General features: G+C 62.5%; 21 protein-coding genes. 8 read left to right on the forward strand and 13 right to left on the reverse strand.

Features of this window, described 5'->3' with window-relative positions; genetic code table 11:
• Window positions 1-27: 27 nt before the first annotated feature.
• From nagZ to GJA_RS01720, 8 genes are all read right to left on the reverse strand, one after another.
• The gene (gene nagZ, locus GJA_RS01685) at window positions 28-1,569 is read right to left on the reverse strand and encodes a beta-N-acetylhexosaminidase (RefSeq protein ID WP_038498339.1); all 1,542 of its coding nucleotides are present in this window, start codon (window positions 1,567-1,569) and stop codon (window positions 28-30) included.
• 48 nt (window positions 1,570-1,617) lie between these two features.
• Window positions 1,618-2,583: a phytanoyl-CoA dioxygenase family protein gene (locus tag GJA_RS01690; RefSeq protein ID WP_197539771.1), complete on the reverse strand. Its 966-nt coding sequence runs from the start codon at window positions 2,581-2,583 to the stop codon at window positions 1,618-1,620.
• 28 nt (window positions 2,584-2,611) lie between these two features.
• Window positions 2,612-3,202 (reverse strand): GNAT family N-acetyltransferase, encoded by a 591-nt coding sequence (locus tag GJA_RS25930; RefSeq protein ID WP_051780138.1) that lies wholly within the window; start codon window positions 3,200-3,202, stop codon window positions 2,612-2,614.
• 13 nt (window positions 3,203-3,215) lie between these two features.
• Window positions 3,216-4,661, reverse strand: coding sequence for a glycosyltransferase (locus GJA_RS01700; protein ID WP_038488087.1), 1,446 nt, complete (start codon window positions 4,659-4,661; stop codon window positions 3,216-3,218).
• A 33-nt stretch (window positions 4,662-4,694) separates the two neighbouring features.
• Complete coding sequence (locus tag GJA_RS01705) at window positions 4,695-5,870, reverse strand: MFS transporter (protein WP_242404420.1); 1,176 nt, start codon at window positions 5,868-5,870, stop codon at window positions 4,695-4,697.
• A 333-nt stretch (window positions 5,871-6,203) separates the two neighbouring features.
• A complete protein-coding gene (locus GJA_RS01710) occupies window positions 6,204-7,814 on the reverse strand; it encodes an FMN-binding glutamate synthase family protein (protein WP_038488089.1) in 1,611 nt (536 codons plus the stop codon).
• 81 nt (window positions 7,815-7,895) lie between these two features.
• Window positions 7,896-8,921, reverse strand: a complete 1,026-nt coding sequence (locus GJA_RS01715; protein WP_051780142.1) for a M48 family metallopeptidase — start codon at window positions 8,919-8,921, stop codon at window positions 7,896-7,898.
• Window positions 8,922-8,923: 2 nt separating this feature from the next.
• Window positions 8,924-9,976: a YjgN family protein gene (locus GJA_RS01720; RefSeq protein ID WP_038498351.1), complete on the reverse strand. Its 1,053-nt coding sequence runs from the start codon at window positions 9,974-9,976 to the stop codon at window positions 8,924-8,926.
• Between the two features lie 213 nt (window positions 9,977-10,189).
• Here GJA_RS01720 and GJA_RS01725 point away from each other — a divergent pair, with 213 nt between their 5' ends.
• The 5 genes from GJA_RS01725 (at window position 10,190) to GJA_RS01745 (ending at window position 13,878) form a co-directional block, all read left to right on the forward strand.
• Window positions 10,190-10,861, forward strand: a complete 672-nt coding sequence (locus GJA_RS01725) for a glutathione S-transferase (protein ID WP_038488092.1) — start codon at window positions 10,190-10,192, stop codon at window positions 10,859-10,861.
• Window positions 10,862-10,990: 129 nt separating this feature from the next.
• Window positions 10,991-11,272 carry a BrnA antitoxin family protein gene (locus GJA_RS01730; RefSeq protein ID WP_038488095.1) on the forward strand — a complete coding sequence of 94 codons (282 nt, stop codon included), beginning with the start codon at window positions 10,991-10,993 and terminating at the stop codon, window positions 11,270-11,272.
• 89 nt (window positions 11,273-11,361) lie between these two features.
• On the forward strand, window positions 11,362-12,138 hold the full coding sequence (locus tag GJA_RS01735) for a 5'-3' exonuclease (RefSeq protein WP_038488098.1): 777 nt from the start codon (window positions 11,362-11,364) through the stop codon (window positions 12,136-12,138).
• A gap of 63 nt (window positions 12,139-12,201) precedes the next feature.
• Window positions 12,202-12,624: an ANTAR domain-containing response regulator gene (locus GJA_RS01740; RefSeq protein ID WP_038498355.1), complete on the forward strand. Its 423-nt coding sequence runs from the start codon at window positions 12,202-12,204 to the stop codon at window positions 12,622-12,624.
• 330 nt (window positions 12,625-12,954) lie between these two features.
• On the forward strand, window positions 12,955-13,878 hold the full coding sequence (locus GJA_RS01745) for a proline dehydrogenase family protein (protein ID WP_038488101.1): 924 nt from the start codon (window positions 12,955-12,957) through the stop codon (window positions 13,876-13,878).
• Window positions 13,879-13,898: 20 nt separating this feature from the next.
• Here the strand turns inward: GJA_RS01745 and mnmA are convergent, their stop codons facing one another.
• Both mnmA and GJA_RS01755 read right to left on the reverse strand, forming a co-directional pair.
• Window positions 13,899-15,002, reverse strand: a complete 1,104-nt coding sequence (gene mnmA / locus GJA_RS01750; protein ID WP_038488104.1) for a tRNA 2-thiouridine(34) synthase MnmA — start codon at window positions 15,000-15,002, stop codon at window positions 13,899-13,901.
• A gap of 44 nt (window positions 15,003-15,046) precedes the next feature.
• Window positions 15,047-15,526 (reverse strand): NUDIX hydrolase, encoded by a 480-nt coding sequence (locus GJA_RS01755; protein ID WP_038488107.1) that lies wholly within the window; start codon window positions 15,524-15,526, stop codon window positions 15,047-15,049.
• A 549-nt stretch (window positions 15,527-16,075) separates the two neighbouring features.
• On the opposite strand from GJA_RS01755, the gene GJA_RS01760 reads away from it, so the two are divergent.
• Genes GJA_RS01760 through GJA_RS01770 form a run of 3 tightly spaced genes read left to right on the forward strand, consistent with a single transcriptional unit; the run spans window position 16,076 to window position 18,982 of the window.
• Window positions 16,076-17,188: a Re/Si-specific NAD(P)(+) transhydrogenase subunit alpha gene (locus GJA_RS01760; protein ID WP_038488110.1), complete on the forward strand. Its 1,113-nt coding sequence runs from the start codon at window positions 16,076-16,078 to the stop codon at window positions 17,186-17,188.
• A 10-nt stretch (window positions 17,189-17,198) separates the two neighbouring features.
• The gene (locus GJA_RS01765; RefSeq protein ID WP_038488113.1) at window positions 17,199-17,522 is read left to right on the forward strand and encodes an NAD(P) transhydrogenase subunit alpha part 2; all 324 of its coding nucleotides are present in this window, start codon (window positions 17,199-17,201) and stop codon (window positions 17,520-17,522) included.
• A 2-nt stretch (window positions 17,523-17,524) separates the two neighbouring features.
• Window positions 17,525-18,982, forward strand: coding sequence for an NAD(P)(+) transhydrogenase (Re/Si-specific) subunit beta (locus GJA_RS01770; protein ID WP_038488116.1), 1,458 nt, complete (start codon window positions 17,525-17,527; stop codon window positions 18,980-18,982).
• A gap of 63 nt (window positions 18,983-19,045) precedes the next feature.
• Here the strand turns inward: GJA_RS01770 and GJA_RS01775 are convergent, their stop codons facing one another.
• From GJA_RS01775 to murU, 3 genes are read right to left on the reverse strand one after another with little or no spacing between them, the layout of a single operon-like run.
• Window positions 19,046-20,176, reverse strand: coding sequence for an FAD-dependent monooxygenase (locus GJA_RS01775; RefSeq protein WP_038488119.1), 1,131 nt, complete (start codon window positions 20,174-20,176; stop codon window positions 19,046-19,048).
• Complete coding sequence (locus tag GJA_RS01780; RefSeq protein WP_038488122.1) at window positions 20,173-21,516, reverse strand: aminopeptidase P N-terminal domain-containing protein; 1,344 nt, start codon at window positions 21,514-21,516, stop codon at window positions 20,173-20,175. The genes GJA_RS01775 and GJA_RS01780 overlap by 4 nt, the downstream gene beginning before the upstream one ends.
• Window positions 21,513-22,220: an N-acetylmuramate alpha-1-phosphate uridylyltransferase MurU gene (gene murU, locus GJA_RS01785; RefSeq protein WP_038488125.1), complete on the reverse strand. Its 708-nt coding sequence runs from the start codon at window positions 22,218-22,220 to the stop codon at window positions 21,513-21,515. Before murU ends, GJA_RS01780 begins: the two co-directional genes overlap by 4 nt.
• Window positions 22,221-22,248 lie beyond the last annotated feature (28 nt).

Raw genomic sequence — 22,248 nt, forward strand, 5'->3', positions numbered from 1 at the left:
GTTTTTTTTATGTCTCTGGAGACAGCCTTACGCCGCCGTCGCCAGCTTCTCCACCACCGGTTCCAGCGCGGCAGGACGGCAGCCATAGGCCGCCAGGCGGCCTTGCGCGCCTTCGGCCAGGTCCAGGTCGTACGGCAGGCGGCCGGCGACCAGCCACAGTTTGTCTTGCGGCAGCGCCGCCAGCAAGCGCCGCTGGCCTTCGACGAACATGGCGTTATAGGTTTGCACGACGATTTGCCGCGCGCCTTCGGCGAACGCGATCGCGCCGTTCACTTCCTGTTCCAGCGCTTCGGCCGACAAGGCGTATTCGCGCACGTCCAGTCCCGCCTGCCGCAAGGCCGGCAGCATCGAGCTGCGCGCTTCCTTGTTGCGGCCCAGCGCCACTTCATCGATCTCGCTGCGCGAACGCACTTCGACGGTGATCAGCGTCACCGGCAGCGCCGGGTCGAGCGGCCGGAAATCGCCTTGCACGTGCAGCGCGGCCTTTTGCAGTTTTTTCGACAGCGCCACCGCTTCCGGTTTCATCAGGTGCTGCGGCTCGACCGGACGATCGCGCCATGCCGACACCGCCTTGACCTGCTTCAGTTTTTGCACCCGCCGCAGCGCTTCATCGATGCGTGCTATCGCGATCTCGCCCTGCTCGACCGCTTTCAGCACGGTATCGATGGCGGCTTGCTGCTGTTCTTCGCGGTGCGAAATCAGCACGATGTCGGCGCCGGCCTGCAAGGTCGCGATGGCGCCTTGCGGGATGCCGATGCCTTCCGAAATCGCCGCCATTTCGAGGCAGTCGGAAATCACCACGCCCTGGTAGCCCATTTCGCCGCGCAGCAAATCGGTCAGCACGGCCTTGGACAGCGTGGCCGGCAGCGAGGTGTCCGGTTCGAACGCCGGGAACACCACGTGGGCGGTCATGATGGCGTCGACGCCGTTGGCGATCGCCGCCTTGAACGGGCTCAGTTCGACCGCGTGCAGGCGCGCCTTGTCGTGCGGCACCAGCGCCATCGCGTAATGGGTGTCGATGGCGGTGTCGCCATGGCCGGGGAAGTGCTTGGCGGTGACGATGACGCCGGATTCCTGCTGGCCGCGCATCGCCGCCATGCCGTATTTGATGACGGTTTCCGGCTCTTCGCCGTAGGCGCGCACGCCGATGACGGGATTGAGGCGGTTGTTGTTCACGTCGAGCACCGGCGCCAGCAGCATGTTGATGCCGATCTGGCGCATCTCGTCGCCGCTGATGAAGTTCATCTGTTCGCAATCCTCGACCGAACCGGCTTGCTGGAACGCCATCGCGGCCGGGATCGGCGTGACGCCCTGCTCGATGCGCATCACCATGCCGCCTTCCTGGTCGAGCGCGATCAGCAGCGGCACGTCGCTGACTTCGGCATTGATTTCCTGCAGCTCGCGGCACAGCGCGGACACTTGGGCCGGCGTGTGCACGTTGCGGCGGAACAGGATCACGCCGCCGATCTTTTGCTGCCGTATCAATTGCCTGATATGGTCGTTGGCCTGCAAGGCGTCAAAACCCACCATGAACAACTGCCCGACTTTTTGCTGCAACCCCTGTGCCATGATCAAACTCCTCCGGTATCCATTTATGATTATCCAAACAAAAAAACATTAATCCTGCCAGCCGCGCAGGCCCAGCAACCGTTCGCCCAGCGGGCTCAGTTGCGCCGCCTGGTATTTTGTCTGCTCCCAGCGGCGCGGGTCGCCGTGCAGGCTGTAGCCTTGCGGCGCCAGCCGTTCCGACCATGAGCGCACCCGCCAATTACGTAATTCCTGATTATCCTGTTGCGCCGGCATCATCGAAATGTATTGCGCCATGCGCACCTTGTCGCGCGACGTGTTTTGCCGGATGCCGTGGCACAGTTTGCTGTTGAAGATCAGCAGGTCGCCTTTTTCCAGCGCCACCGGCACATGCTCCAGGTCCGCCACATCGGGCCGGTACCAATCCCACTTGTCCGGCTGCGCCAGGCGCCATGCCCGGTAGTTGCGGAACAGCTCCGGAATGCAGACAAAACCGCCGACTTCGGGATCGGTCTGGTCGCTGACCGACAGCACGCCCTGGACGTTTTGCGGATCGGTGTCCGGGTCGTAATCCCAGTGCATGAAGCTCTTGAATTCAAAGCCCGGCTCCGGCGGCAAATTAAAATTCATGCGGTCGATCGATACCCACAGCTCGCGCGTGCCCCACACATCGGCAAACGCGTCATGCACCCGCGGCGTCTGGCGCGCATCCCACAGATACTGGTGATTATATAGCTCGATCATGCCGGCGTTGAAACTGAGCTCGGTTCTTTTGAGGCGCGCTTTTTCTGCCGGATACCAGGTGCGCTGGTCGGCCGGGTCCATCTCTTCGAATTCCCACACCAGCTGTTCCAGCCGCGCGATCTTTTCCGCTTCCACCGCCTGCTTGACGACGAGGTAGCCGTTGTCGCGCCAGAATGCCCAGTCGGCGTCGGACAGCACGCGCAGCGGACCGCCATCGGTCCGCTGGTTCAGCCGGAATTCCTGTTTCGCCACCGTCGACAGATTGCGTTCGGCGATGCTGTTCTTGTCGATGCTATCAATGGTGTGGTCCATCCGCTGCTCCATTCATCAAAAACCGTTTTTAAAATTCATCGTATTCAAGCAAATGCAGCCGGTCGAAAAACAAGGGGTACGCATAATCGAAGATGCCGCTGCTGCGGAAGCCTTTTTTCAGGTAGACCTGCAAGGCGTCGCTGTTTTCCCACACGGTCAGCACGATGCGCTGGCTGTTTTTTTCGCGTGCGCGGCGTTCGATTTCCTTCAGCATGATGTTGAACCAGCCCTGTCCGCGGCAGTGTTCGGCGACCGCCAGGCTGGCCACGAAAAAATCGCCGTCGCGCGCATGGGCCGCGATGAAGGCGTCGTAGGCGTCGTCCATCGGCTTCATCTCGTCGCGGTAGTGCGACACGCTGCCGACGTTGCCGAATTCGGCCAGGGTGGCGGCGGTAAAGAAACCGCTGAAGCGGTGCGCGCCGTCGAACAGGCCGGTGAGCTGGTCCAGGTAGGGATCGACATTCTGGCGCCGCTGCAATTGTCGCAGCGGCAGGTTCAGCTTGTTGCCGAACGAGCAGTATTCCAGATAGCTGGTTGAAAACAGCAGGCTGGCGATGTGGTTTTTATGCTCGTCGGCCAGGCTGCGGCCCGGCTTGAAAATCGCGGTGTCAGAGGACATGGAAAATCGGCGGTCAGGAGGGATCGTAGGCGCGCGCGCCGGAGCGGCCGCCGAGCTGCGGGTGTAAATGCCGCTGCCGTTCGCGGCCCTTGGTCTTGGACCAGAAATTGCCGCGCCGGATGCGCTCGGCATTCTTGCTGACCAGGTAGGCGCCAAACAGTGCATTGATGCGGTCCAGTTTTTCGTCGTGCGACAGGAAGGAATAATAGTGGCAGCTTGCCGGCTCGGCGCGCAGTTGCGGCGCGTACGCCATGCGCGGCACTTCCTCGCTGAAGCAGACGTCGGCGATCCGCTCCAGGTCGTGGATATGCTCCAGCTTCCAGTCCAGCCTGTCGAGTGCGGCCATGCATTTGTCGTAGCTGTGGCGTTCTTGCGGGTTCAGCGGCACGGCGGCGTTGGTGAAGGCGTCGACCACCAGCCGCATGCCGTGCAAGCCGCTGATGATGATATCTTTTTTCTGGTCGTGCAGCACCGAGTACGACTGCGCCAGGTCGTGGCAGGCGATAAAGCTGCGCCCCATGCCCTGGCGCCACACGCCATAGGTGGCGTCGTGCAGCAGCGCCGCATAGGCCCGGGCCGCGCCGGCATCGCGCTTTTTATCGGGTGCAGGCAGCGCCATCGCTTGTAACTGCCGGCGCATCTGGCCGACCATGGCGGCGACGGCGGGATCGTGTTTTTTTGCGATCAGCACGCCATTTTCATCGTGGTACAGATTCATCCAGCTGAGCTGGCATGGCTGCGCGGCGCCGCCATCCTGCGCCGGCAGCAAGTCCATATAGTCCGGCACTTCCGGCTTGGACAGGAAGATGGTGGCTGATTTATGCGGCATGGTGTCGGCGTCGAGATACAGGCCGCCGCATTCGCGCAAGACCAGCAGCCTGAAAAAATCGGCCAGGTTGACGTAGTATTTTTTTGCGTGCAATTCATCCAGCAGGCCGAGGATTTCGGGACACAGGCCGCTGGCCAGCGCGCGCAGCGAACGGACCGCATGCAGATGCCGGCCGGCCGCGTACGCGCCTATCGTGCAGCAAGGCGGGGTGCTGTCCAGGCTGGCTACAAACAGCGCATCGCCCTGCAATTGGCGCGCATCCCAGACCCACAGGATACTCTCGTAGCGGACGTCATGGATGGCCGACACTTCATCGATGGCGCCGTCCCACAGCTTGATCGCTTCCAGCGCGATGGACGGCGGCGGGCCGCCCATCCAGATGCGCTGGATGACTTTTTCATCCGGCGCCAGCGGCCGGGCCGGAATGCCCAGCAGCGAAGAGATGTTGCCGGCGTCGAAGCGGCTGAAATTGGAGCGCACGAATTTTTGCAGCCGCCGCAAGTGCTTGTTGTAGATATCGCGCGCGGCGCGCAGCCGTGTATCGCCTTGCCACTCCAGCTGTTTGCATACCAGAAAATCGGACTTCAGGTTCCGGATCAAGACTTCATACTCAAGATCGAAGTAACTCATTCGGCTCTTTTCCAAAGTGTAGATACTCGGCGCTTACACGGCGGCCTGGGGCAGTGCTTCCGGCCGCGGCTGGTGTTGTTGAACGAAACGCATCAGGCACACAAAAATCACCAGGCCCAGCGGCACATTGAACAGCGCGTAGGAGCCCAGCGAGTAATCGAACTGTTCGCCGACCAGGTTGTAGACCACCAGCCCGCCCGAGATATAGATGCAGTACAGCAGGCTCATGGCGGACGAGGTCAGGCTCATCGATTCGCCGGTGGCGGTCAGCGCAATGCGGATCAGCGCGCCATTGAACAAGCCGAAGCCGGCCGAAAAAATGAACATGCCTATGATGAACAGATGGCCGTGTTGCCACGCCAGGCCGGCCAGCATGAAACCCAGCAAGGCCAGCGCCGCGCCCTGGCGTATCAGGCGCGTCAGCGACAATTTGTCGCCCAGGCGCTGGATGCCGATGCTGCTGACGATGAAGCCGGAAAAAATCACGCACTGGTACACGATGTAGGTGGTATACGACGCTTTCATGTGCTCCAGCACGATCACCGGCGACAAGCCGATCCACGCGGTCAGCGGCGTAATCGAAATGCCGGCGACAAAAATGCCGAACATGAATTTCTTGTTGCTGAAGATGGCCAGATAACTTTTCCTGACCGTCTTGAAGTTGAACTGGCCGGCCGCGATGGCGCCGGCCGGCATGAATTTGTACAGCCCGATCCAGGCAATGCTCCCCAGCCCCAGCGACACGCCGAATACGTATTGCCACGGCAGCACGCTGATGATGCCGCTGCCGACCACCGGGCCGATCAATGGTGCGAACACCGTGGTATTGGACAGTATCGTGGTCAGTTTCACCGCCGCGCTGTCGTCGAACAGTTCGTGGATCATCGCGTAGCCGATGAAGATGAAGCACGAGCCCATGCCCTGGAAGAAGCGGGCGGTCAGGAATTGTTCGATGCTGTGGACAAATGGAATCACCAGCGTGGCCAGCAAGAACAGGGCGTTACCGAACAGCATGACCTTGCGCTTGCCGACCCGGTCGGCGATCGGTCCGAGGAAGATTTGCAGCATGCTGCCGCCGAGCACGTACAAGCTCAGCGAAAAAACGATGTTGCTGTTGGACGCGTTGAAGTCGCGCACCACTTGCAGCATGGCGGGCATGATCATGTCGTTGGACAGGTAGACAGTGAGCTCGTACAGGATAAAAAACATGGAAAAATACAAGAGGTGTCTTCTTTTTTCAAACATGTTTTTGCCTAAAAGATAATGTCAACTATCGTGATAAACCTGATCCATGCAGTCGGCCCGACCTGCAATTGGCATGCAATATTGCTCAATTTGGTATTGGACTGGATTCAATGATACATGAATTGGTCGCAAAGTGGTATTAATTTGGTTTGTGCTGTGGCATGATGAAATATTGCATTTTAAGCAAAAATTTCATGGGGTGGAGCGCTGGGACAGGGAGTAGATGGCCGGCATCCTGCCGGCCATTGATGCGGTGTTACTGCGGGGTTTTACTGCGCAGGCTGTGCCGTGAGGACCTTACTTCAGCGGGCAGAACGATTCGGCTTGCGCCATCGGCCAGTACAGGCCGAACACCGGCGGCAGGTTGGCGATCTGGTTCGGATCGAGCAATTGGCCGGCATCCAGGTAGGGCAGCAGCGCCGACGCCAGCTTGACCTGGTTCGGCGAAATGCGCCGCACCAGGTGGTGCGGTTTCAGGTCTTGCGGATGGGACAGGCCGGCGGCGGCGATCAGTTCGGCCAGTGCCTTCATGGTGTTCTGGTGGAAGTGCGCCACCCGCGCGCTTTTGTCGTCCACCACCAGCGCGCGCTGGCGCAGCGGGTCCTGGGTCGCCACGCCGGTCGGGCAGCGGTCAGTGTGGCAGCTTTGCGACTGGATGCAGCCGAGCGCGAACATGAAGCCGCGCGCCGAGTTGCACCAGTCGGCGCCCAGCGCCAGCAGCCGCGCGATGTCGAAGGCGGTGATGATCTTGCCGGAGACGCCGATCTTGATCTTGTCGCGCAGGTTGGCGCCGACCAGCGTGTTATGCACCAGCAGCAGCGCTTCTTGCAGCGGCGTGCCGACGTGGTCGGTGAATTCCACCGGCGCCGCGCCGGTGCCGCCCTCGCTGCCGTCGACCACGATGAAGTCGGGCGTGATGCCGCTGGCCAGCATGGCCTTGACGATGCCGAAAAACTCCCACGGGTGGCCGATGGCCAGCTTGAAGCCGGTCGGCTTGCCGCCCGACAGCGTGCGCAGGCGCTCGATGAAGGCCAGCATTTCCAGCGGCGTCGAGAAGGCGCTGTGGCTGGATGGCGAAATGCAATCCTCGCCGACCATCACGCCGCGCGTGGTGGCGATTTCGATCGTCACTTTCGGCCCCGGCAATACGCCGCCGTGGCCCGGCTTGGCGCCTTGCGACATCTTCAGTTCGATCATCCTGACTTGCGGCGAGGTCGCGTTGGCCACGAATTTTTCTTCCGAAAACGTGCCGTCCGGATTGCGGCAGCCGAAGTAGCCGGAACCGATTTCCCACACCAGGTCGCCGCCGTGCTGGCGGTGGTAGGGACTGATGCTGCCTTCGCCGGTATCGTGCATGAAACCGCCGCTGCGGGCGCCGGCGTTCAGCGCCAGGATGGCGTTGGCCGACAGCGCGCCGAAGCTCATCGCCGAAATATTGAACACGCTGGCCGAATACGGCTGGGCGCGCGGGCAGTCGGGATGGTTGCCGATGTCGATACGGAAGTTGTGGTCGGCCAGCCTGGCCGGCATGATCGAATGGTTGATCCATTCATAGCCGGCCTGGTAGACGTCGAGCTGGGTGCCGAACGGGCGCTTGTCGGTCTCGACCTTGGCGCGCTGGTAGACGATGCTGCGCTGGTTGCGCGAAAACGGCGCCGCCTCGGTATCGTCTTCCAGCAGGTATTGGCGGATTTCAGGGCGGATGCTTTCAAACAGAAAGCGGAAGTGCGCCAGGATCGGGTAGTTGCGGCGCAGCGCGCGGCGGGTTTGCAGCAGGTCGCTGATGCCCAGCACGGTCAGCGCGCCGGCCAGCAGCGGCAGCCAGTAATCATCGACAAGAAACAGGGAGAGTGCGAAGGTGGCTGCCGAGATAAAAAAAGCCAGGTAGCGGACAGAAAAAAAAGACATGGGCACTCCGGTAAAGGTCAGGCGGACACAAGCGAGTGTACCGCCGATTACCGGAGTCTGCCACGAGACTCCCCGGAGTGGTTAGCGCTGTTCGGCCGCGCGGATGCGGGCGATGCGCTCGGCGCCGGACGGATGGCTCGACACATACGGCGCCACTCCACCGCCCAGCTGTTCCAGTTCGGTGAATACCCGGACCAGGTGTTCCAGCGCAATGCCATTCTTTTGCAGCACCGCGATGGCGTAACTGTCGGCTTCGTTTTCGATATCGCGCGAATATTTCGAGTCCAGCATCAGCGTCGGCGCGGCGCTGATCAGCGCGGACACGTCGCCGAACAGCAAGGTAGTGGCGGCGGCGACCACTGAGCCCTGGATCACGCGGCGGCTCAGGTGGCGTTCGTGCAGATGGCCCAATTCATGGGCCAGCACGCCCATTAGCGCATCGTCGTCGGGCAGCAGGCGCACCATTTCATCGGTCATGACGATGTCGCCGGACGGCAGCGCAAACGCGTTCGGACCGATCTTGCTCTTGCGGAAGACGATGCGGTGCGACGAGATCTGGTCATCCGGCAAGGACAGGAGCCGGAAGCGGCCGGTCAATTGCTGCTGGCGCACCGCGCTTAATGCCGATGGCTGGAACACGTGCTGGTCGAGCAATTCCAGCATGCCCTGGCCCAGCTGGCGTTCCAGCCGTTCCGGCAAGGCCCGCGCCAGCCGGTCGGATGCTTGCGGCAAGATGAAAACATAGCCCAGCAGCAGCACCAGAATCGCGCCGCCCAAGGCCAGCAGGGCGCCGCGCCAGCTTTGCTGCATGCGCACGGTCCAGCTGTCGCGGTAACCGGTGGCGTGCAGCAATTCGAGGAAAGCCGCCTTGTCGCTGACTTCCAGGTAGGCGCCGTCCGGGAAGGTCACCTTGCGCGCCGCGTGGCTGCTGCGCTCCGACACCCGCATCTGTTGCAGCGGCGTGCTGCGCCGCAGCTCGCCGTCGACCACCACCTTGCCGTCGACCACGCTCAGGCTGACGTGGTACAGGCGCGAGGTCTTGCCGTCGAAGTAGCGCGCCGCCAGTGCCGAGGGCGTGGCGGCGGGGCGCAAGGTTTCCGTCTGCATCGTCAGATCGACAGGTCGAAGTCCAGCAAATCGACCATGCCTTCGCCGGCCGCGCCGACCTGTTGTTCGGTATCGCTGACGAAGGCATCCAGGCTGCCGCTGACATTCAGCGTGACCGATTCCAGGCGGTATTTCAGCCAGCGCACCTGGGCGAACGGCGTGAACAGGCCCAGCGTGAACACCACGCCGAGCAAGTTGGTCAGCAAGATGACGGTGCTGCGGCCCCACTGCAGGTTCGACTTGAATTGATGCTGCTGCAAGCGGGTATGATTCCAGATCAGGTTTTGTATCATGGTCAGGAACAGCGGCACCACCGTCAACATCCAGGCGTAAAAGACCAGCATGGCGATGATGATCGGGCCGGCGGCCGCGGCCGGATTGCCGGATGCCCTGGCGCTGGTCAGCGCGCTGACCAGGCCGAGCAGGAACATGCCGACAGTGCCAGCCAGTATCATGCCCAGCAACACGGCATAGGCCTTGTAAAAGCCGCCCACGCTGCCATTGAAGGAAAAAAGGCTGGTGCCGAAACGGCTTTCGGTATGCTGGAATTGCTTCAGGCGCTGATGCACGAACGGCGTCAGCAAACCGAGGGTCAGCAGGTTCAGGAACGGCAGCAGCAAGAACACCGTGTAGGCCTGGCGCGCGCTGCCGCCGAAACCGAAGCGGATGCCGCGGTAGCTGGAATTGTAGAGCTTGAATTGCAGGCTGCGCCAGATCAGCCACGGCAGCGCGGCGGCCATCACCAGCACCATCACGATGCTGGCCCGGATCGAGATTTGCGGCGCGATGCTGTACAGCAGGAATAGCAGCAGCGCGGCGATGCGGCCTTTCAGGATCGCGACCGGATTGCCGTGGTAGTCGAAGCTGCCGCCGGCCAGCTCGGTGCTGGAGTAGAAATACTGGTTGCGCCTGACCTTGGCCCAGGCGGAATAAATCCCCAAGGTGACGATCGACAGCAGCAAATTGACGATCCAGATGCGGAAATATTCGCCGCCGCTGGCGTTGAAAGTGATCGGGGTCGAGGTGATGGCGCTAGTGTCTGACTCTTTACGCAACAGATTATCCACGCTGTTCCTTTGGGATAGAGGAAATAGGAGACGGACAAGATGACAATGTACTGTCAGATTGTCAATTGCAATATTTGTATAAAGCAATGATTGGAATCAAGAGGAAGAGTTTTTCGCGGTTTTCAGCACTGTGCGGGGCGCACGCTGCGATGCGGCTTATACTGGGTCTTTACGTTTTGATACTTCACCAGGAAAAACGCCATGATCGTGGTCCACCATTTGAATAATTCGCGCTCCCAGCGCGTGCTCTGGCTGCTGGAAGAGCTGGGCCTGGAATACGACATCCAGCGCTACCAGCGCGACCCGAAGACGATGCTGGCGCCGGCTGCGCTGCGCGCCGTCCATCCGCTGGGCAAGTCGCCGGTGATCACCGACGGCGGATTGACGCTGGCCGAGTCGGGCGCCATCGTCGAATACCTGGTCGAGTCTTACGGCCGCGGCCGGCTGGTTCCCGCAGCCGGCACGCCGGAGCGGCTGCGCTGGCGCTACTGGCTGCATTTCGCCGAAGGCAGCGCGATGCCGCCGTTGCTGATGAAGCTGGTGTTCGACAAAGTCGAAAGCGGGCCGATGCCGTTTTTCGTGCGGCCGATCGCGCGCGCCATCGCGCACAAGGTCAAGAGCGGCTTCATCAATCCGAATATCAGGCAGCAGCTCGATTATATGGAAAGCGAGCTGTCCGGCCGGCAGTGGTTTGCCGGCGACGAATTTTCGGCGGCCGACATCCAGATGAGTTTCCCGCTCGAAGCGGCCGCCGCGCGCGGCGGATTGGGCGACGGCCGGCCGAAACTGATGGACTTCCTGGACCGCATCCACGCGCGTCCCGCCTACCAGCGCGCGCTGGAGCGGGGCGGGCCGTATGAGTTGATGCAGTAAAGCCTGCCAGGCCCATCGGATTGCCCGCGTCAGGTTTATTCGGGCAGGCGGCGCTTGGTTTGACTTTCATGTTTTTGTCGTTACTCTCAGTTTCATCGATTCCGCTGTTGACGATACGAGGAAAAACCGATGCCGAAAAAATCTGCAACCAGGCCGTTAGCGCCGCCAACTTCCAGCCAACAGCGCGACTCCATCAGCCAGGATGATGCGCATGGCTTGCCATCGCCAGCGGCGGCGCCGGTGAAACCCGTGCGCGTCCGCTCCAGGCCGGACAATTCCAAGGTCTTGCTGTCGGTGCGCTACAGCCCCGAAGTGGTGGCTTACTTCAAGGCCACCGGCGAAGGCTGGCAAGCGCGCATGGACGATGTGCTGCGCGACTACGTGGTGCGCCAGTCGCGCCAGTTATATTAGGAGCGGGCCTGCTATCGAGTTCAAGATCGGGCGGCGCCGGCTGGCGATACGTTAAAATGATCAATTGAACCAGTCATTGATCTCCCAGCATGGCCAGACTCCTCGCTATCGACGGCTTGAATATCGTACGCCGCGTCTATGAAGCCAGTCCCGAACCCGATTCCGACCTGAAGGCCGACATCGCGCTGCGGCACGCGCTGTCGTCGTTCCGCACCCTGATCAACGACCACGAACCGACCCATGTGCTGCCGGCGTTCGACTTTGGCGGGCCGACCTGGCGCCACGCGCTGTATGCCGGTTACCGCGAAGGCCGCCAGCCGATGCCGCAAGTGCTGCGCGATGCGCTGCCCGGCTTTTACGACACGCTGGCCAGCTTCGGCCTGCATGTGGTCACCATACCCGAAGTCGAGGCCGACGATGTGATCGGCACCGCCGTCACGCGCTGGCTGCACCAGGGCCGCGGCGCGGCCGTGATCGCCACCACCGACAAGGATTTGCACGGCTTGATCGCGCAGGGCGCGCTGGTGTGGGACCATTTCAAGGGCGAGTGGCACGACGCCGCGTGGGTCGAGCGCAAGTTCGGCGTGCCGCCCGAGCAGTTGCCGGACTTGCTGGCGCTGATGGGCGACGCCACCGACAGCATTCCCGGCGTGTCCAAGGTCGGCTTGAAGACGGGCGCCAAGCTGTTGCGCGCCTACGGCTCGCTGGACGCGGTGATGGCCGGCGCCGGGATCCTGCCGGGCCAGCTGGGAGAAAGCCTGCGGAAAGACCGCGAAATACTGTATCTTTCTCGTCAGCTTGTACAATTGAAAACGGATGTGCTGCTGGGCGTGACGTGGAACAAGCTGGCCTGGGACAAACCCTGAGCGTCATGCCGCCAGCCGCGCCGCCAGACTATAGAAAAACAGATCAACCAGGGGTTACTCATGATGTTAAAGGCAGTCCTGATCGATAGCAGCGCGGTGGCGCGCGGTTTGCTGAACACGGTCTTGAGCGATGGCGGTTACGATGTCTGCGGCCAGACCCATACCAGCGCGCTGGGCCTGGCGCTGATGGTCAAGCATCAGCCGCATTTCGTCTGCATCGCGCGCGAGCAGGTGGAAGACGGCAGCAATGTGGTGCAGACGATACGCGAGACCTACCCGAAGACGCTGATCTTCATGATTTCGGGCGGCATCGACGCGGCCAGCCTGCAGGCGGCCCACGCCAGCGGCGTCAGCGGCTTCATCGTCAAGCCGTTCAATGCCGATACGGTGTTGAAAACCATCCGCAACACGGTGATCGCGATGGTGCGCAAGCAGCAGGCGCTGAGCGCCGCCGCTGCGGAAAACAAACAGGCCGGCCAGCTGTAGCGAGCGGCATGGCGCCAAGCCCAATCAATCAGGAAATTGCGGTATAGTGGACGGCAAGCTGAATACCGCCGCCGTGCATGCCACGCCGGTGTTCATCGTCCACCGATATTGAAGCGCTGACCTGGAAATAAAGCATGTACGCCGCCGCCTGGCCTCCATCGATGCATTGAACGTCCCCCGCGGGAGTGGCTGCGCGGCCTGACTGCCGCGCAGCGCTGCTGCCTCTTGCCGTTCCCGCCCACGCGGGCCGGCTGATTCGCTTCGTCCCTGCTGTTTCGCCGCCTGCCGGCGGGGGGATGCGGCTGACCGTTCTTCATCCTGGATACAGACATGCAATTTTTCAATACCCTGCTGGCGCGCGCCATCCCTTGGCTTCCCCGCGCGGCGATTCATGCCATCTCGCGCCGCTACATCGCCGGCGACACGCTGGCCGATGCGCTTGCGCGCGTGCGACGGCTCAATGCCGAAGGCTTTCGCGTCACGCTTGACGTGCTGGGCGAAACCGTCTCGGCCTTGCGGCAGGCCGACGCCACGGCCATGGAATATATCGATATGCTCGAAGCCATTGCCGCCGATGGCTTGCAGGCGACCGTTTCCATCAAACCCAGCGCGCTGGGGCTCTTGCTCGATACGGCACATTGCGAACGCCTGGTCCGGCGCATTCTCGCTTCAGCGCAGGCGCACGGGAATTGCGTGTGCATCGACATGGAAGATGTGCGCTGCACCCAGCTGGAAATCGATTTGTTCCTGCGCCTGCAACGCGACCATGACAACGTCAGCCTGGCCTTGCAGGCCTATTTGCAACGCACCTACCAGGACATCGAGATACTCGCGTCCACTGGCAGCAGCCTGCGCATTTGCAAAGGCATCTATGTGGAAGAGCGTCGCCACCTGGTCGACCTGGCCTGGCATGACCGGCGCGCCATCAACGCCCATTACCTGAACCATGTGGCGCGCTGTTTCGACGCCGGCAGTTTCGTCGCCATCGCCACCCATGACGCCGCGCTGGCCGGACAAGTCATCGCGCTGGCCCGCAGCAAGGGGATCGACCGTACCCGCTTCGAGTTTCAGTTGCTGCTGGGCGTGTGCGAGCCTTTGCGCGACCGGTTGCGCGATCTGGGCTACAGCGTATGCATCTATGTCCCATTTGGCGCGGACTGGTACGGTTACAGCACCCGCAGGCTGAAGGAAAACCCCGCCATCGCCGGTCACGTGGCCAGGGCGCTGATCGGGTTCCGAGACCGGCAGGAATAGGTTCTTAGCGGCGGTTCATTTCAGGCGGCGCTGGCGCCGCTGATGATGCCGCCGCCGAGGCACACGTCGCCGTCATACAGCACGGCCGACTGGCCCGGCGTGACGGCCCATTGCGCATCGCTGAAGTTCAGCGCGAAATTGCCGTCGTCAAGCGGCGCGATGGCGCACGCCACGTCGGCCTGGCGGTAGCGGGTCTTGGCCGACAGGCTGCCGGCTTGCGGCGCGGCGCCGGCGATCCAGCTGGCCTGGTCGGCGCTCAGCGCCGCCGACAGCAGCCACGGATGGTCGTGGCCCTGCACCACGTACAGCGTGTTGTTGACGATATCCTTGCGCGCCACATACCACGCGTCGCTGCTGCCGTCGGCGTTCTGGTACGACTTGACGCCGCCGATGCCGATGCCCTTGCGCTGGCCCAGCGTATAAAAACTCAAGCCGACATGTTCGCCGACGGTCTTGCCGTCGTCGGTTTTCATCGGCCCCGGCTGGTACGACAGGTAGCGGTTCAGGAATTCGCGGAACGGCCGTTCGCCGATGAAGCAGATGCCGGTCGAATCCTTTTTCTGGGCGTTCGGCAAGCCGAGTTTTTCGGCGATCTTGCGCACTTCGGTCTTCGGGATTTCGCCGAGCGGGAACAGCGTCTTCGACAATTGCGCCTGGTTCAGGCGGTGCAGGAAATAACTCTGGTCCTTGCTGGCGTCGACCGCCTTCAGCAATTCGAACTTGTCGCCATTCTGGCGCACGCGGGCATAGTGGCCGGTGGCGATCAGGTCGGCGCCCAGGTGCATGGCATGGTCGAGGAAGGCCTTGAACTTGATTTCAGCGTTGCACAGCACGTCCGGGTTCGGCGTGCGGCCGGCCTGGTATTCGCGCAGGAAGTCGGCGAACACGCGGTCCTTGTATTCGGAGGCGAAGTTGACCGCCTCGATATCGACGCCGATCACGTCGGCCACGCTGGCCGCGTCGATCCAGTCCTGGCGCGTCGAGCAGTATTCCGAATCGTCGTCGTCTTCCCAGTTTTTCATGAACAGGCCGACCACGTCGTAGCCTTGTTCCTTCAGCATCCACGCCGCGACCGAGGAATCGACCCCGCCCGACATGCCGATCACGACTTTTTTCTTGCTCATCTTGCTTTCCAGTGTACTTGGTTGATTCCGTGATGCTTCAATTTTTAAAGATGGTTGAATACCGAACCATGGGTATGCAGCAGCCCCAGCGGCGCGCGCTTGCCGGCCAGGTATTCATCGACGCATTGCAGCATCAGCGGGCTGCGGTGGCGTTCCTGGCACGCGGCCATGTCATCGCGCGACATCCACAAGGTGCGGATGATGCCCTGGTCCAGCGGCCGGTCGTGGCGCATGCCGACTTCGCCGCAAAAGGTGAAGCGCAGATAGGTCACGTCCTCGCCGGTGCGCACCGACTTGTAGCGCGACATGTACATGCCGACCAGCGCGGTCGGCGTGAAATCGTGCGCCGTCTCTTCCAGCGTTTCGCGGATCACCGCCTGTTCCAGCGATTCGAACGGGTCGAGATGGCCGGCCGGCTGGTTCAGGCGCACGCCTTCGCTGGTTTCTTCTTCGATCAGTAAAAACAGGCCGTCGCGCTCGATGATGGCGGCGACAGTGACAGAGGGTTTCCAGATTCTCGGCATGATCCATCCTTGAAAGAGCCGACATTTTATCTTGTTCTGCGTATCAAGTTCGCCACGCCATGCGCTGCAGAGTGCACGATTTGATCAATGTCTATGTTTTGGCAGTCAAATCTTGCATGTAATTCACAACTAATAGTTGTTAATCAATCAGCTTTGTGATGGCTAGTGCGATGTATCGCAGGCTTTTACACTGGTCTTCCTGGTTTCCCGGCTGAAAATTGATGCGGCTGCGGCGGAAGAGGGGAGCGTACTGCGGAATATGCAATTTTCTTGATAAATAACAATGTTTGTACGGATAAATGACAGGTGTGCACGCGTCATGCTGTTGCCTGTTACAGTAAATCAATACGCTGTGCGGCGGCTGCGGTTTTTTGACGTCAGCCCTGCATCCATGCGCCCTGCTGTGATGCGATGGCGACAGCAGGGGGGATAAATCTTGCCTGGGAAATAGGTGTTTAGGTCTAAAAGTTGCAGACCCAGCAAGGTTTTTGCGCCGGGTTTACGTGGTAGATTCTATCTGGTCAGTTTATTAATTTTTGGAGGCACTTCATGAGAATAGGCATACCGGCCGAAACGCGGCCGGGTGAAACCCGGGTCGCCGCGACGCCCGAGACAGTCAAGAAACTTGCAGTCAAGCACCAGATTATCGTCCAGGCCGGCGCCGGCCTGGCGGCCTCCGTCACCGATGACGCGTATCTCGCGGCCGGCGCGCACATCGGCGGCGCTGCCGAGGCGTTCGCTGCCGACATCGTCTTGAAGGTGCGCGCGCCGGATGCCGGCGAACGGACGCTGATGAGCAAAGGCAGCGTGCTGATCGGCATGCTCAATCCCTTCGACCAGGACAATATCCAGGCGATGGCGGCGGCCGGCCTGTCCGCGTTCGCGCTGGAAGCCGTGCCGCGCATCACCCGCGCGCAATCGATGGACGTGCTGTCGTCGCAAGCCAATATCGCCGGTTACAAGGCGGTGCTGCTGGCGGCCAATACCTACCAGCGTTTCATGCCGATGCTGATGACCGCGGCCGGCACCGTCAAGGCGGCGCGCGTGCTGATCATGGGCGTCGGCGTGGCCGGCCTGCAGGCGATCGCCACCGCCAAGCGGCTCGGCGCCGTGATCGAGGCGTCCGACGTGCGCCCGCCGGTCAAGGAGCAGGTCGAGTCGCTGGGCGCCAAGTTCATCGACGTGCCGTTCCTGACCGACGAGGAAAGGGAAATCGCCAAGGGCGCCGGCGGCTACGCCCGTTCGATGCCGGCCGACTGGATGCGGCGCCAGGCCGAACTGGTGCATGAACGCGCCAAGCTGGCCGACATCATCATCACCACCGCGCTGATCCCGGGCCGCCCGGCGCCGGTGCTGATTTCCGAAGCAACCGTCAAGGCCATGAAACCCGGTTCGGTGATCGTCGACCTGGCCGTGTCGCAGGGCGGCAATTGCCCGCTGTCGGAATTGAACCGCAGCGTAGTCAAGCACGGCGTCCACATCATCGGCGAGCCGGACCTGGCGACGCTGGTGGCGGCCGACGCGTCGGCGCTGTATGCGCGCAATGTGCTCGACTTCCTCAAGCTGATCATCGACAAGGAAGACCAGCTGGTGATCGACCGCGAGGACGAGATCATCAAGGCCAGCCTGGTCAGCCACGGCGGCGAAGCGCTGCGCACATAAAAGGACAATCATGGAAATCAGTCATACCGTCATCAATCTCATTATTTTCGTGCTGGCGATCTACGTCGGCTACCACGTGGTCTGGACCGTCACGCCGGCGCTGCACACGCCGCTGATGGCCGTCACCAACGCCATTTCGGCGATCATCATCGTCGGCGCGATGCTGGCCGCCGGCCTGACCGAGGGCCTGGTCGGCCAGGTCGCCGGCACCGTCGCCGTCGCGCTGGCGGCGGTGAATGTGTTCGGCGGCTTCCTGGTCACCCAGCGCATGCTGGAAATGTTCCGCAAAAAAGAGCCGAAAACCCCGGCCGCCAAACAGGGAGGCCAGCCATGAACATGGAATTCATTTCAATCAACCTGGTGACGATGATGTACCTGATCGCCTCGGTGTGCTTCATCCAGGCCTTGAAAGGCTTGTCGTCGCCGGCCACGGCGCGCCAGGGCAACGCCTTCGGCATGACCGGCATGGCGATCGCGGCGGTTACCACGGTGGCGCTGATCCTCAAGCTCAAGTCGCACTTGCCGAGCGGCGGCATCGGCTTCGGCCTGGTGGTGCTCGGCATCGTGGTCGGCGGCGCGATCGGCGCCTACCTGGCCAGGAAGGTCGAAATGACCAAGATGCCGGAACTGGTGGCGGCGATGCACTCGCTGATCGGCCTGGCCGCGGTATGCATCGCGGTGGCGGCCGTATCGGAACCGTGGGCCTTCAGCATCGCCGCGCACGGCGAGGCGCTGCCGATCGGCAACCGCTTCGAGCTGTTCATCGGTACGTTTGTCGGCGCGGTGACCTTTTCCGGTTCGGTGATCGCCTTCGGTAAGCTGTCCGGCAAATACAAGTTCCGTTTGTTCCAGGGCAAGCCGGTCAGCTTCAAGGGCCAGCATCTGCTGAACCTGCTGCTGGCGCTGCTGATGATCGCGCTCGGCCTGGTCTTCTGCTTCGCACCGGGTAATGAACCGGCGTGGACGCCGTTCATCGTCATGGCGCTGATCGCCTTTGCGCTGGGCGTGCTGATCATCATCCCGATCGGCGGCGCCGACATGCCGGTGGTGGTGTCGATGCTGAACTCGTACTCCGGCTGGGCCGCGGCCGGCATCGGTTTTTCGCTGAATAACGCGATGCTGATCATCGCCGGTTCGCTGGTCGGATCGAGCGGCGCGATCCTGTCCTACATCATGTGCAAGGCGATGAACCGTTCGTTCTTCAACGTGATCCTGGGCGGCTTCGGCGGCGATGCGGCCGATGCCGGCCCGGCCGGCGCGCAAGAACAGCGGCCGGTCAAGTCCGGTTCGGCCGACGACGCCGCCTTCATCATGAGCAATGCCGAAACCGTCATCATCGTGCCGGGTTATGGCCTGGCGGTGGCGCGCGCCCAGCATTCGCTGAAGGAACTGGTGGAAAAGCTGACCCACAAGGGCGTCACCGTGAAATACGCGATCCACCCGGTGGCGGGGCGCATGCCGGGCCATATGAACGTGCTGCTGGCGGAAGCCGAAGTGCCGTACGACCAGGTGTTCGAGATGGAGGACATCAACGGCGAATTCGGCCAGGCCGACGTGGTGCTGGTGCTGGGTGCGAACGACGTGGTCAACCCGGCCGCCAAGGACCCGAAATCGCCGATCGCCGGCATGCCGATCCTGGAAGCCTATAAAGCCAAGAGCATCATCGTCAACAAGCGTTCGATGGCGTCCGGTTATGCCGGGCTGGATAACGATCTGTTCTACCAGGCCAATACCATGATGGTGTTTGGCGACGCCAAGAAAGTCATCGAAGACATGGTCAAGGCTGTCGAGTAAAAAAAGCAGCCTCAGGCAAGCCGCATGGACCCGCCGGGCCATGCGGCTTTTTTACTGAATGATTTAGCGGCGGCCGTACATCATCAGTTCGGCCAGCGTCTTGCGCGCCACAGGCAGGCTGTCGATCAGGCCGAGCGACAGTCCCAGCAGTGCCTGGCCCGGCGTGTTGCCGGCGAAAATGCGCGCCATGGCGTCGGTCAGCCTGACCGTCAACTGGCGGTCGGCGCTGCGCAACTGCGTGTACTGTTGCAACTGCTCCGGCGTGGCACGGCCAGCCAGCAGGCGCGCCAGCACGGCGGCGTCGCGCAAGCCCAGGTTCAAGCCCTGGCCCGCCACTGGATGCAGCGTTTGCGCGGCATTGCCGATGGCGGCGCCGCGCCGGGTAAAAGACGCCCCGCTATTGAGGCCGAGCGGATAGGCGACCCGCTTCGAGGTCCCGGTAAAGCGGCCCACGCGTTCGCCGAACGCCGTTCCCAGCTCTGCCAGGAAAGCGCCATCGTCCAGCGCCAGCAGGCGTTGCGCGGTGTCCGGCCGCACGCACCAGACCAGCGCATAGGCGTCGCCTTGCGGCAGCAGCGCCAGCGGGCCTTCATCGGTAAAACGTTCATAGGCGCGGTGCGCGATCATCGCGCTGGCCTGGACCTGCGCGATGATCGCGCTCTGGCCATAGTCGCGCCGCACGCTGCCTTCGCGCTGGGCGCCGAACAGGCCGCCTTCGGCTTGCACCAGCAAGCCGGTTTCCAGCGCAGGCCGGTTTTCCAGCACCAGCGTCACGCTGTGTTCGTGTTCGGTACTGCCCTCGACGCGCGCCGGACGTAGTTCGGTCACGCCGAGTTGCCGGCACACAGCGCCCAGCGCCGTCACCAGCGCGCCGTAGCGCGCCACATAGCCGAGCGCCGGCAACTGGTGGTCGTCGCGTTCGATCATGCTGCGCCCGAAATGGCCGCGGCGCGATACGTGGATCTGGTGGATCGCCGTCGCTTCGATCGGCCACACGCCGATTTCTTCGAGGAGTTGCCGGCTGCCGTGCGACAGCGCGATCGAGCGCGGATCGTTGCCGGCCTGGGCCACGGTCCTGGCGTCGACCAGCGCGATGCGCTGCGCGGCGTGGCCGCGGCGCACCAGCAGCGCCGCCAGCGCCATGCCGACCGGGCCGGCGCCGCAGATGGCGATGTCGATGTCGGGCGTCGTCATGCTGGCGCCGCTCCAGACATCAGCTGCTCGATCGCGGCCACGCTTTTCGGCGCGCTGCTCAAGACCCGGTAACCGTCTTCGGTGACCAGCACGTCGTCTTCGATGCGGATGCCGATGTGCCAGTACTGTTCCGGCACGCCCGGCGCCGGCCGCACATAGATGCCCGGCTCGACCGTCAGCACCATGCCGGCGCGCAGCGCGCGCGACGGCTTGCCGGCCGCTGCCGTATCGCGGTAGGCGCCGACGTCGTGCACGTCCATGCCCAGCCAGTGGCCGGTGCCGTGCATATAAAACTGCAGGTAATGTTTGTTGGCGATGACGTCCTGCACACCGCCGGTCTGGGCGCGGTCGAGCAAGCCCAGGTCCAGCATGCCTTGGGCCAGCACCAGCAGCGCCGCGTCGTGGATACCCTGGTAGGGCTGGCCCGGCTTGATCGCGTCCAGCGCCGCCTGCTGCGCCGCCAGCACCAGTTGGTACAGCGCTTTTTGCGGCGCGGTAAAGCGCCCGTTGGCCGGGTAGGTGCGGGTGATGTCGGATGCGTAGCCGTCCAGTTCGCAGCCGGCGTCGATCAATACCAGGTCGCCGTCATGGATCGTCGCGTTGTTGGCGTTGTAATGCAGGATGCAGGCGTTCGGGCCGGCCGCGACGATGGAATTGTAGGCCGGGAACTGGGCGCCGTTGCGGCGGAATTCGTACAGCAATTCCGCCTCGACCGCATATTCGGCCATGCCGGGACGGGTGGCCCGCATCGCGCGCGCGTGGGCCGCGCTGGAAATGTCGGCGGCGCGCTGCATGATCGCCTGTTCGGTGTGGTCCTTGATCAGCCGCATTTCATCGAGCAAGCCGTTCAATTCATACATCGCGGCCGGCGCGCTGATGCCGCTGCGCACCTGGCGCCGCACGTTTTGCAGCCACACTTTCACTTGTCCGTCGAGGCTGCCGCCCAGCGCGTAATACAGCGCCGGCGCATCGGCCAGCAGGCGCGCCATTTCGGTGTCGAGTTCCTCGATATTGAACGCGGCGTCGAAACCGAAGGCGCTGCGCGCCGCTTCCGGGCCATGCCGGTAGCCATCCCAGATTTCACGCTCGGTATTCTTCGGGCGGCAAAACAGGATGCTGCGCGCCGGAGTCGCCGCAGTGGCGGCCAGCAGCACGATCGCGCTGTCCGGCTCGTTGAAGCCGGACAGGTAATAAAAATAGCTGTCGTGGCGGTAGGGATAGTCGCAATCGCTGTTGCGCTGCACTTCGGGCGCGGTCGGTATCACCGCGACGGCGCCCGGCGCCATGTGCGCCATCAGGCGCGCGCGCCGCTCGAGGTAGGGGAGGATGTCAGGACTCATGAGGCCATGCCGCGATTGAGTGCGGCCAATTGTGCCACCGTGCCGACATTGGTCCAGTCGCCCTCGTAAATCTCGCCGCCGACGCGGCCTTGCCCGATATGCTGGCGCAGCAGCGGTCCCAGCTTGGCGTGCGTGCCGGCTGCGATGCCGTCGAACATTTCCATGCGATAGACGCCGATATTGGCGAAGGTCCACGACGGCTGGCCGTCATTGGTGACCGAATACAGATTCAGGCCGAAGTCGCCATCCGGATGAAAGTCGGGATTCCTGACCAGGTAAATCCACGCGATGTCGCGTTCCTCGGCGGTGTAGGGATGGCCCAGCACGTCGCTGTCGGCCAGCACGTCCTTGACTTGGGCGAAGTCGAAGTACGGGCAATAGATATCGCCGGAAATCGCCAGGAACGGTTCTTCGCCCAGCAAATGGCGCGCCTTGGCGACGGCGCCGGCGGTTTCCAGGCCGGTGCCTTCGGCCGAATACTGGATGGCGGCGCCGAACTGGCTGCCGTCGCCGAGGACTTGCTCGAATTGCTCGCCCAGGTGGGCGTGGTTGATGACGATCTCGGTGATGCCGGCCCGAACCAGGTTCAGGATATGCCAGGCGATCAGCGGCCTCCCGCGCACGCTCAGCAGCGGCTTCGGGCAAGTATCGGTCAGCGGACGCATCCGCTCGCCGCGACCGGCGGCGAAAATCAGGGCTTTCATGTTGGTGCTCGCATTCTGTGCTGGTGAT

Origin of the sequence: Janthinobacterium agaricidamnosum NBRC 102515 = DSM 9628 (genome assembly GCF_000723165.1) — a bacterium.
Taxonomy (GTDB): Bacteria; Pseudomonadota; Gammaproteobacteria; order Burkholderiales; family Burkholderiaceae_D; genus Janthinobacterium; species Janthinobacterium agaricidamnosum.

Excerpts from the sequence above, each read along its gene's own strand:
- GJA_RS01745 (WP_038488101.1), top strand. The coding sequence starts at position 12,955 with ATGCAATTTTTCAATACCCTGCTGGCGCGCGCCATCCCTTGGCTTCCC.
- GJA_RS01775 (WP_038488119.1), bottom strand. The coding sequence starts at position 20,176 with ATGACGACGCCCGACATCGACATCGCCATCTGCGGCGCCGGCCCGGTC.
- GJA_RS01780 (WP_038488122.1), bottom strand. The coding sequence starts at position 21,516 with ATGAGTCCTGACATCCTCCCCTACCTCGAGCGGCGCGCGCGCCTGATG.
- GJA_RS01770 (WP_038488116.1), top strand. The coding sequence starts at position 17,525 with ATGGAATTCATTTCAATCAACCTGGTGACGATGATGTACCTGATCGCC.
- GJA_RS01730 (WP_038488095.1), top strand. The coding sequence starts at position 10,991 with ATGCCGAAAAAATCTGCAACCAGGCCGTTAGCGCCGCCAACTTCCAGC.
- murU (WP_038488125.1), bottom strand. The coding sequence starts at position 22,220 with ATGAAAGCCCTGATTTTCGCCGCCGGTCGCGGCGAGCGGATGCGTCCG.
- GJA_RS01740 (WP_038498355.1), top strand. The coding sequence starts at position 12,202 with ATGTTAAAGGCAGTCCTGATCGATAGCAGCGCGGTGGCGCGCGGTTTG.
- mnmA (WP_038488104.1), bottom strand. The coding sequence starts at position 15,002 with ATGAGCAAGAAAAAAGTCGTGATCGGCATGTCGGGCGGGGTCGATTCC.
- GJA_RS01755 (WP_038488107.1), bottom strand. The coding sequence starts at position 15,526 with ATGCCGAGAATCTGGAAACCCTCTGTCACTGTCGCCGCCATCATCGAG.
- nagZ (WP_038498339.1), bottom strand. The coding sequence starts at position 1,569 with ATGGCACAGGGGTTGCAGCAAAAAGTCGGGCAGTTGTTCATGGTGGGT.
- GJA_RS25930 (WP_051780138.1), bottom strand. The coding sequence starts at position 3,202 with ATGTCCTCTGACACCGCGATTTTCAAGCCGGGCCGCAGCCTGGCCGAC.
- GJA_RS01700 (WP_038488087.1), bottom strand. The coding sequence starts at position 4,661 with ATGAGTTACTTCGATCTTGAGTATGAAGTCTTGATCCGGAACCTGAAG.
- GJA_RS01735 (WP_038488098.1), top strand. The coding sequence starts at position 11,362 with ATGGCCAGACTCCTCGCTATCGACGGCTTGAATATCGTACGCCGCGTC.
- GJA_RS01690 (WP_197539771.1), bottom strand. The coding sequence starts at position 2,583 with ATGGACCACACCATTGATAGCATCGACAAGAACAGCATCGCCGAACGC.
- GJA_RS01725 (WP_038488092.1), top strand. The coding sequence starts at position 10,190 with ATGATCGTGGTCCACCATTTGAATAATTCGCGCTCCCAGCGCGTGCTC.
- GJA_RS01715 (WP_051780142.1), bottom strand. The coding sequence starts at position 8,921 with ATGCAGACGGAAACCTTGCGCCCCGCCGCCACGCCCTCGGCACTGGCG.
- GJA_RS01710 (WP_038488089.1), bottom strand. The coding sequence starts at position 7,814 with ATGTCTTTTTTTTCTGTCCGCTACCTGGCTTTTTTTATCTCGGCAGCC.
- GJA_RS01765 (WP_038488113.1), top strand. The coding sequence starts at position 17,199 with ATGGAAATCAGTCATACCGTCATCAATCTCATTATTTTCGTGCTGGCG.
- GJA_RS01760 (WP_038488110.1), top strand. The coding sequence starts at position 16,076 with ATGAGAATAGGCATACCGGCCGAAACGCGGCCGGGTGAAACCCGGGTC.
- GJA_RS01705 (WP_242404420.1), bottom strand. The coding sequence starts at position 5,870 with ATGTTTTTTATCCTGTACGAGCTCACTGTCTACCTGTCCAACGACATG.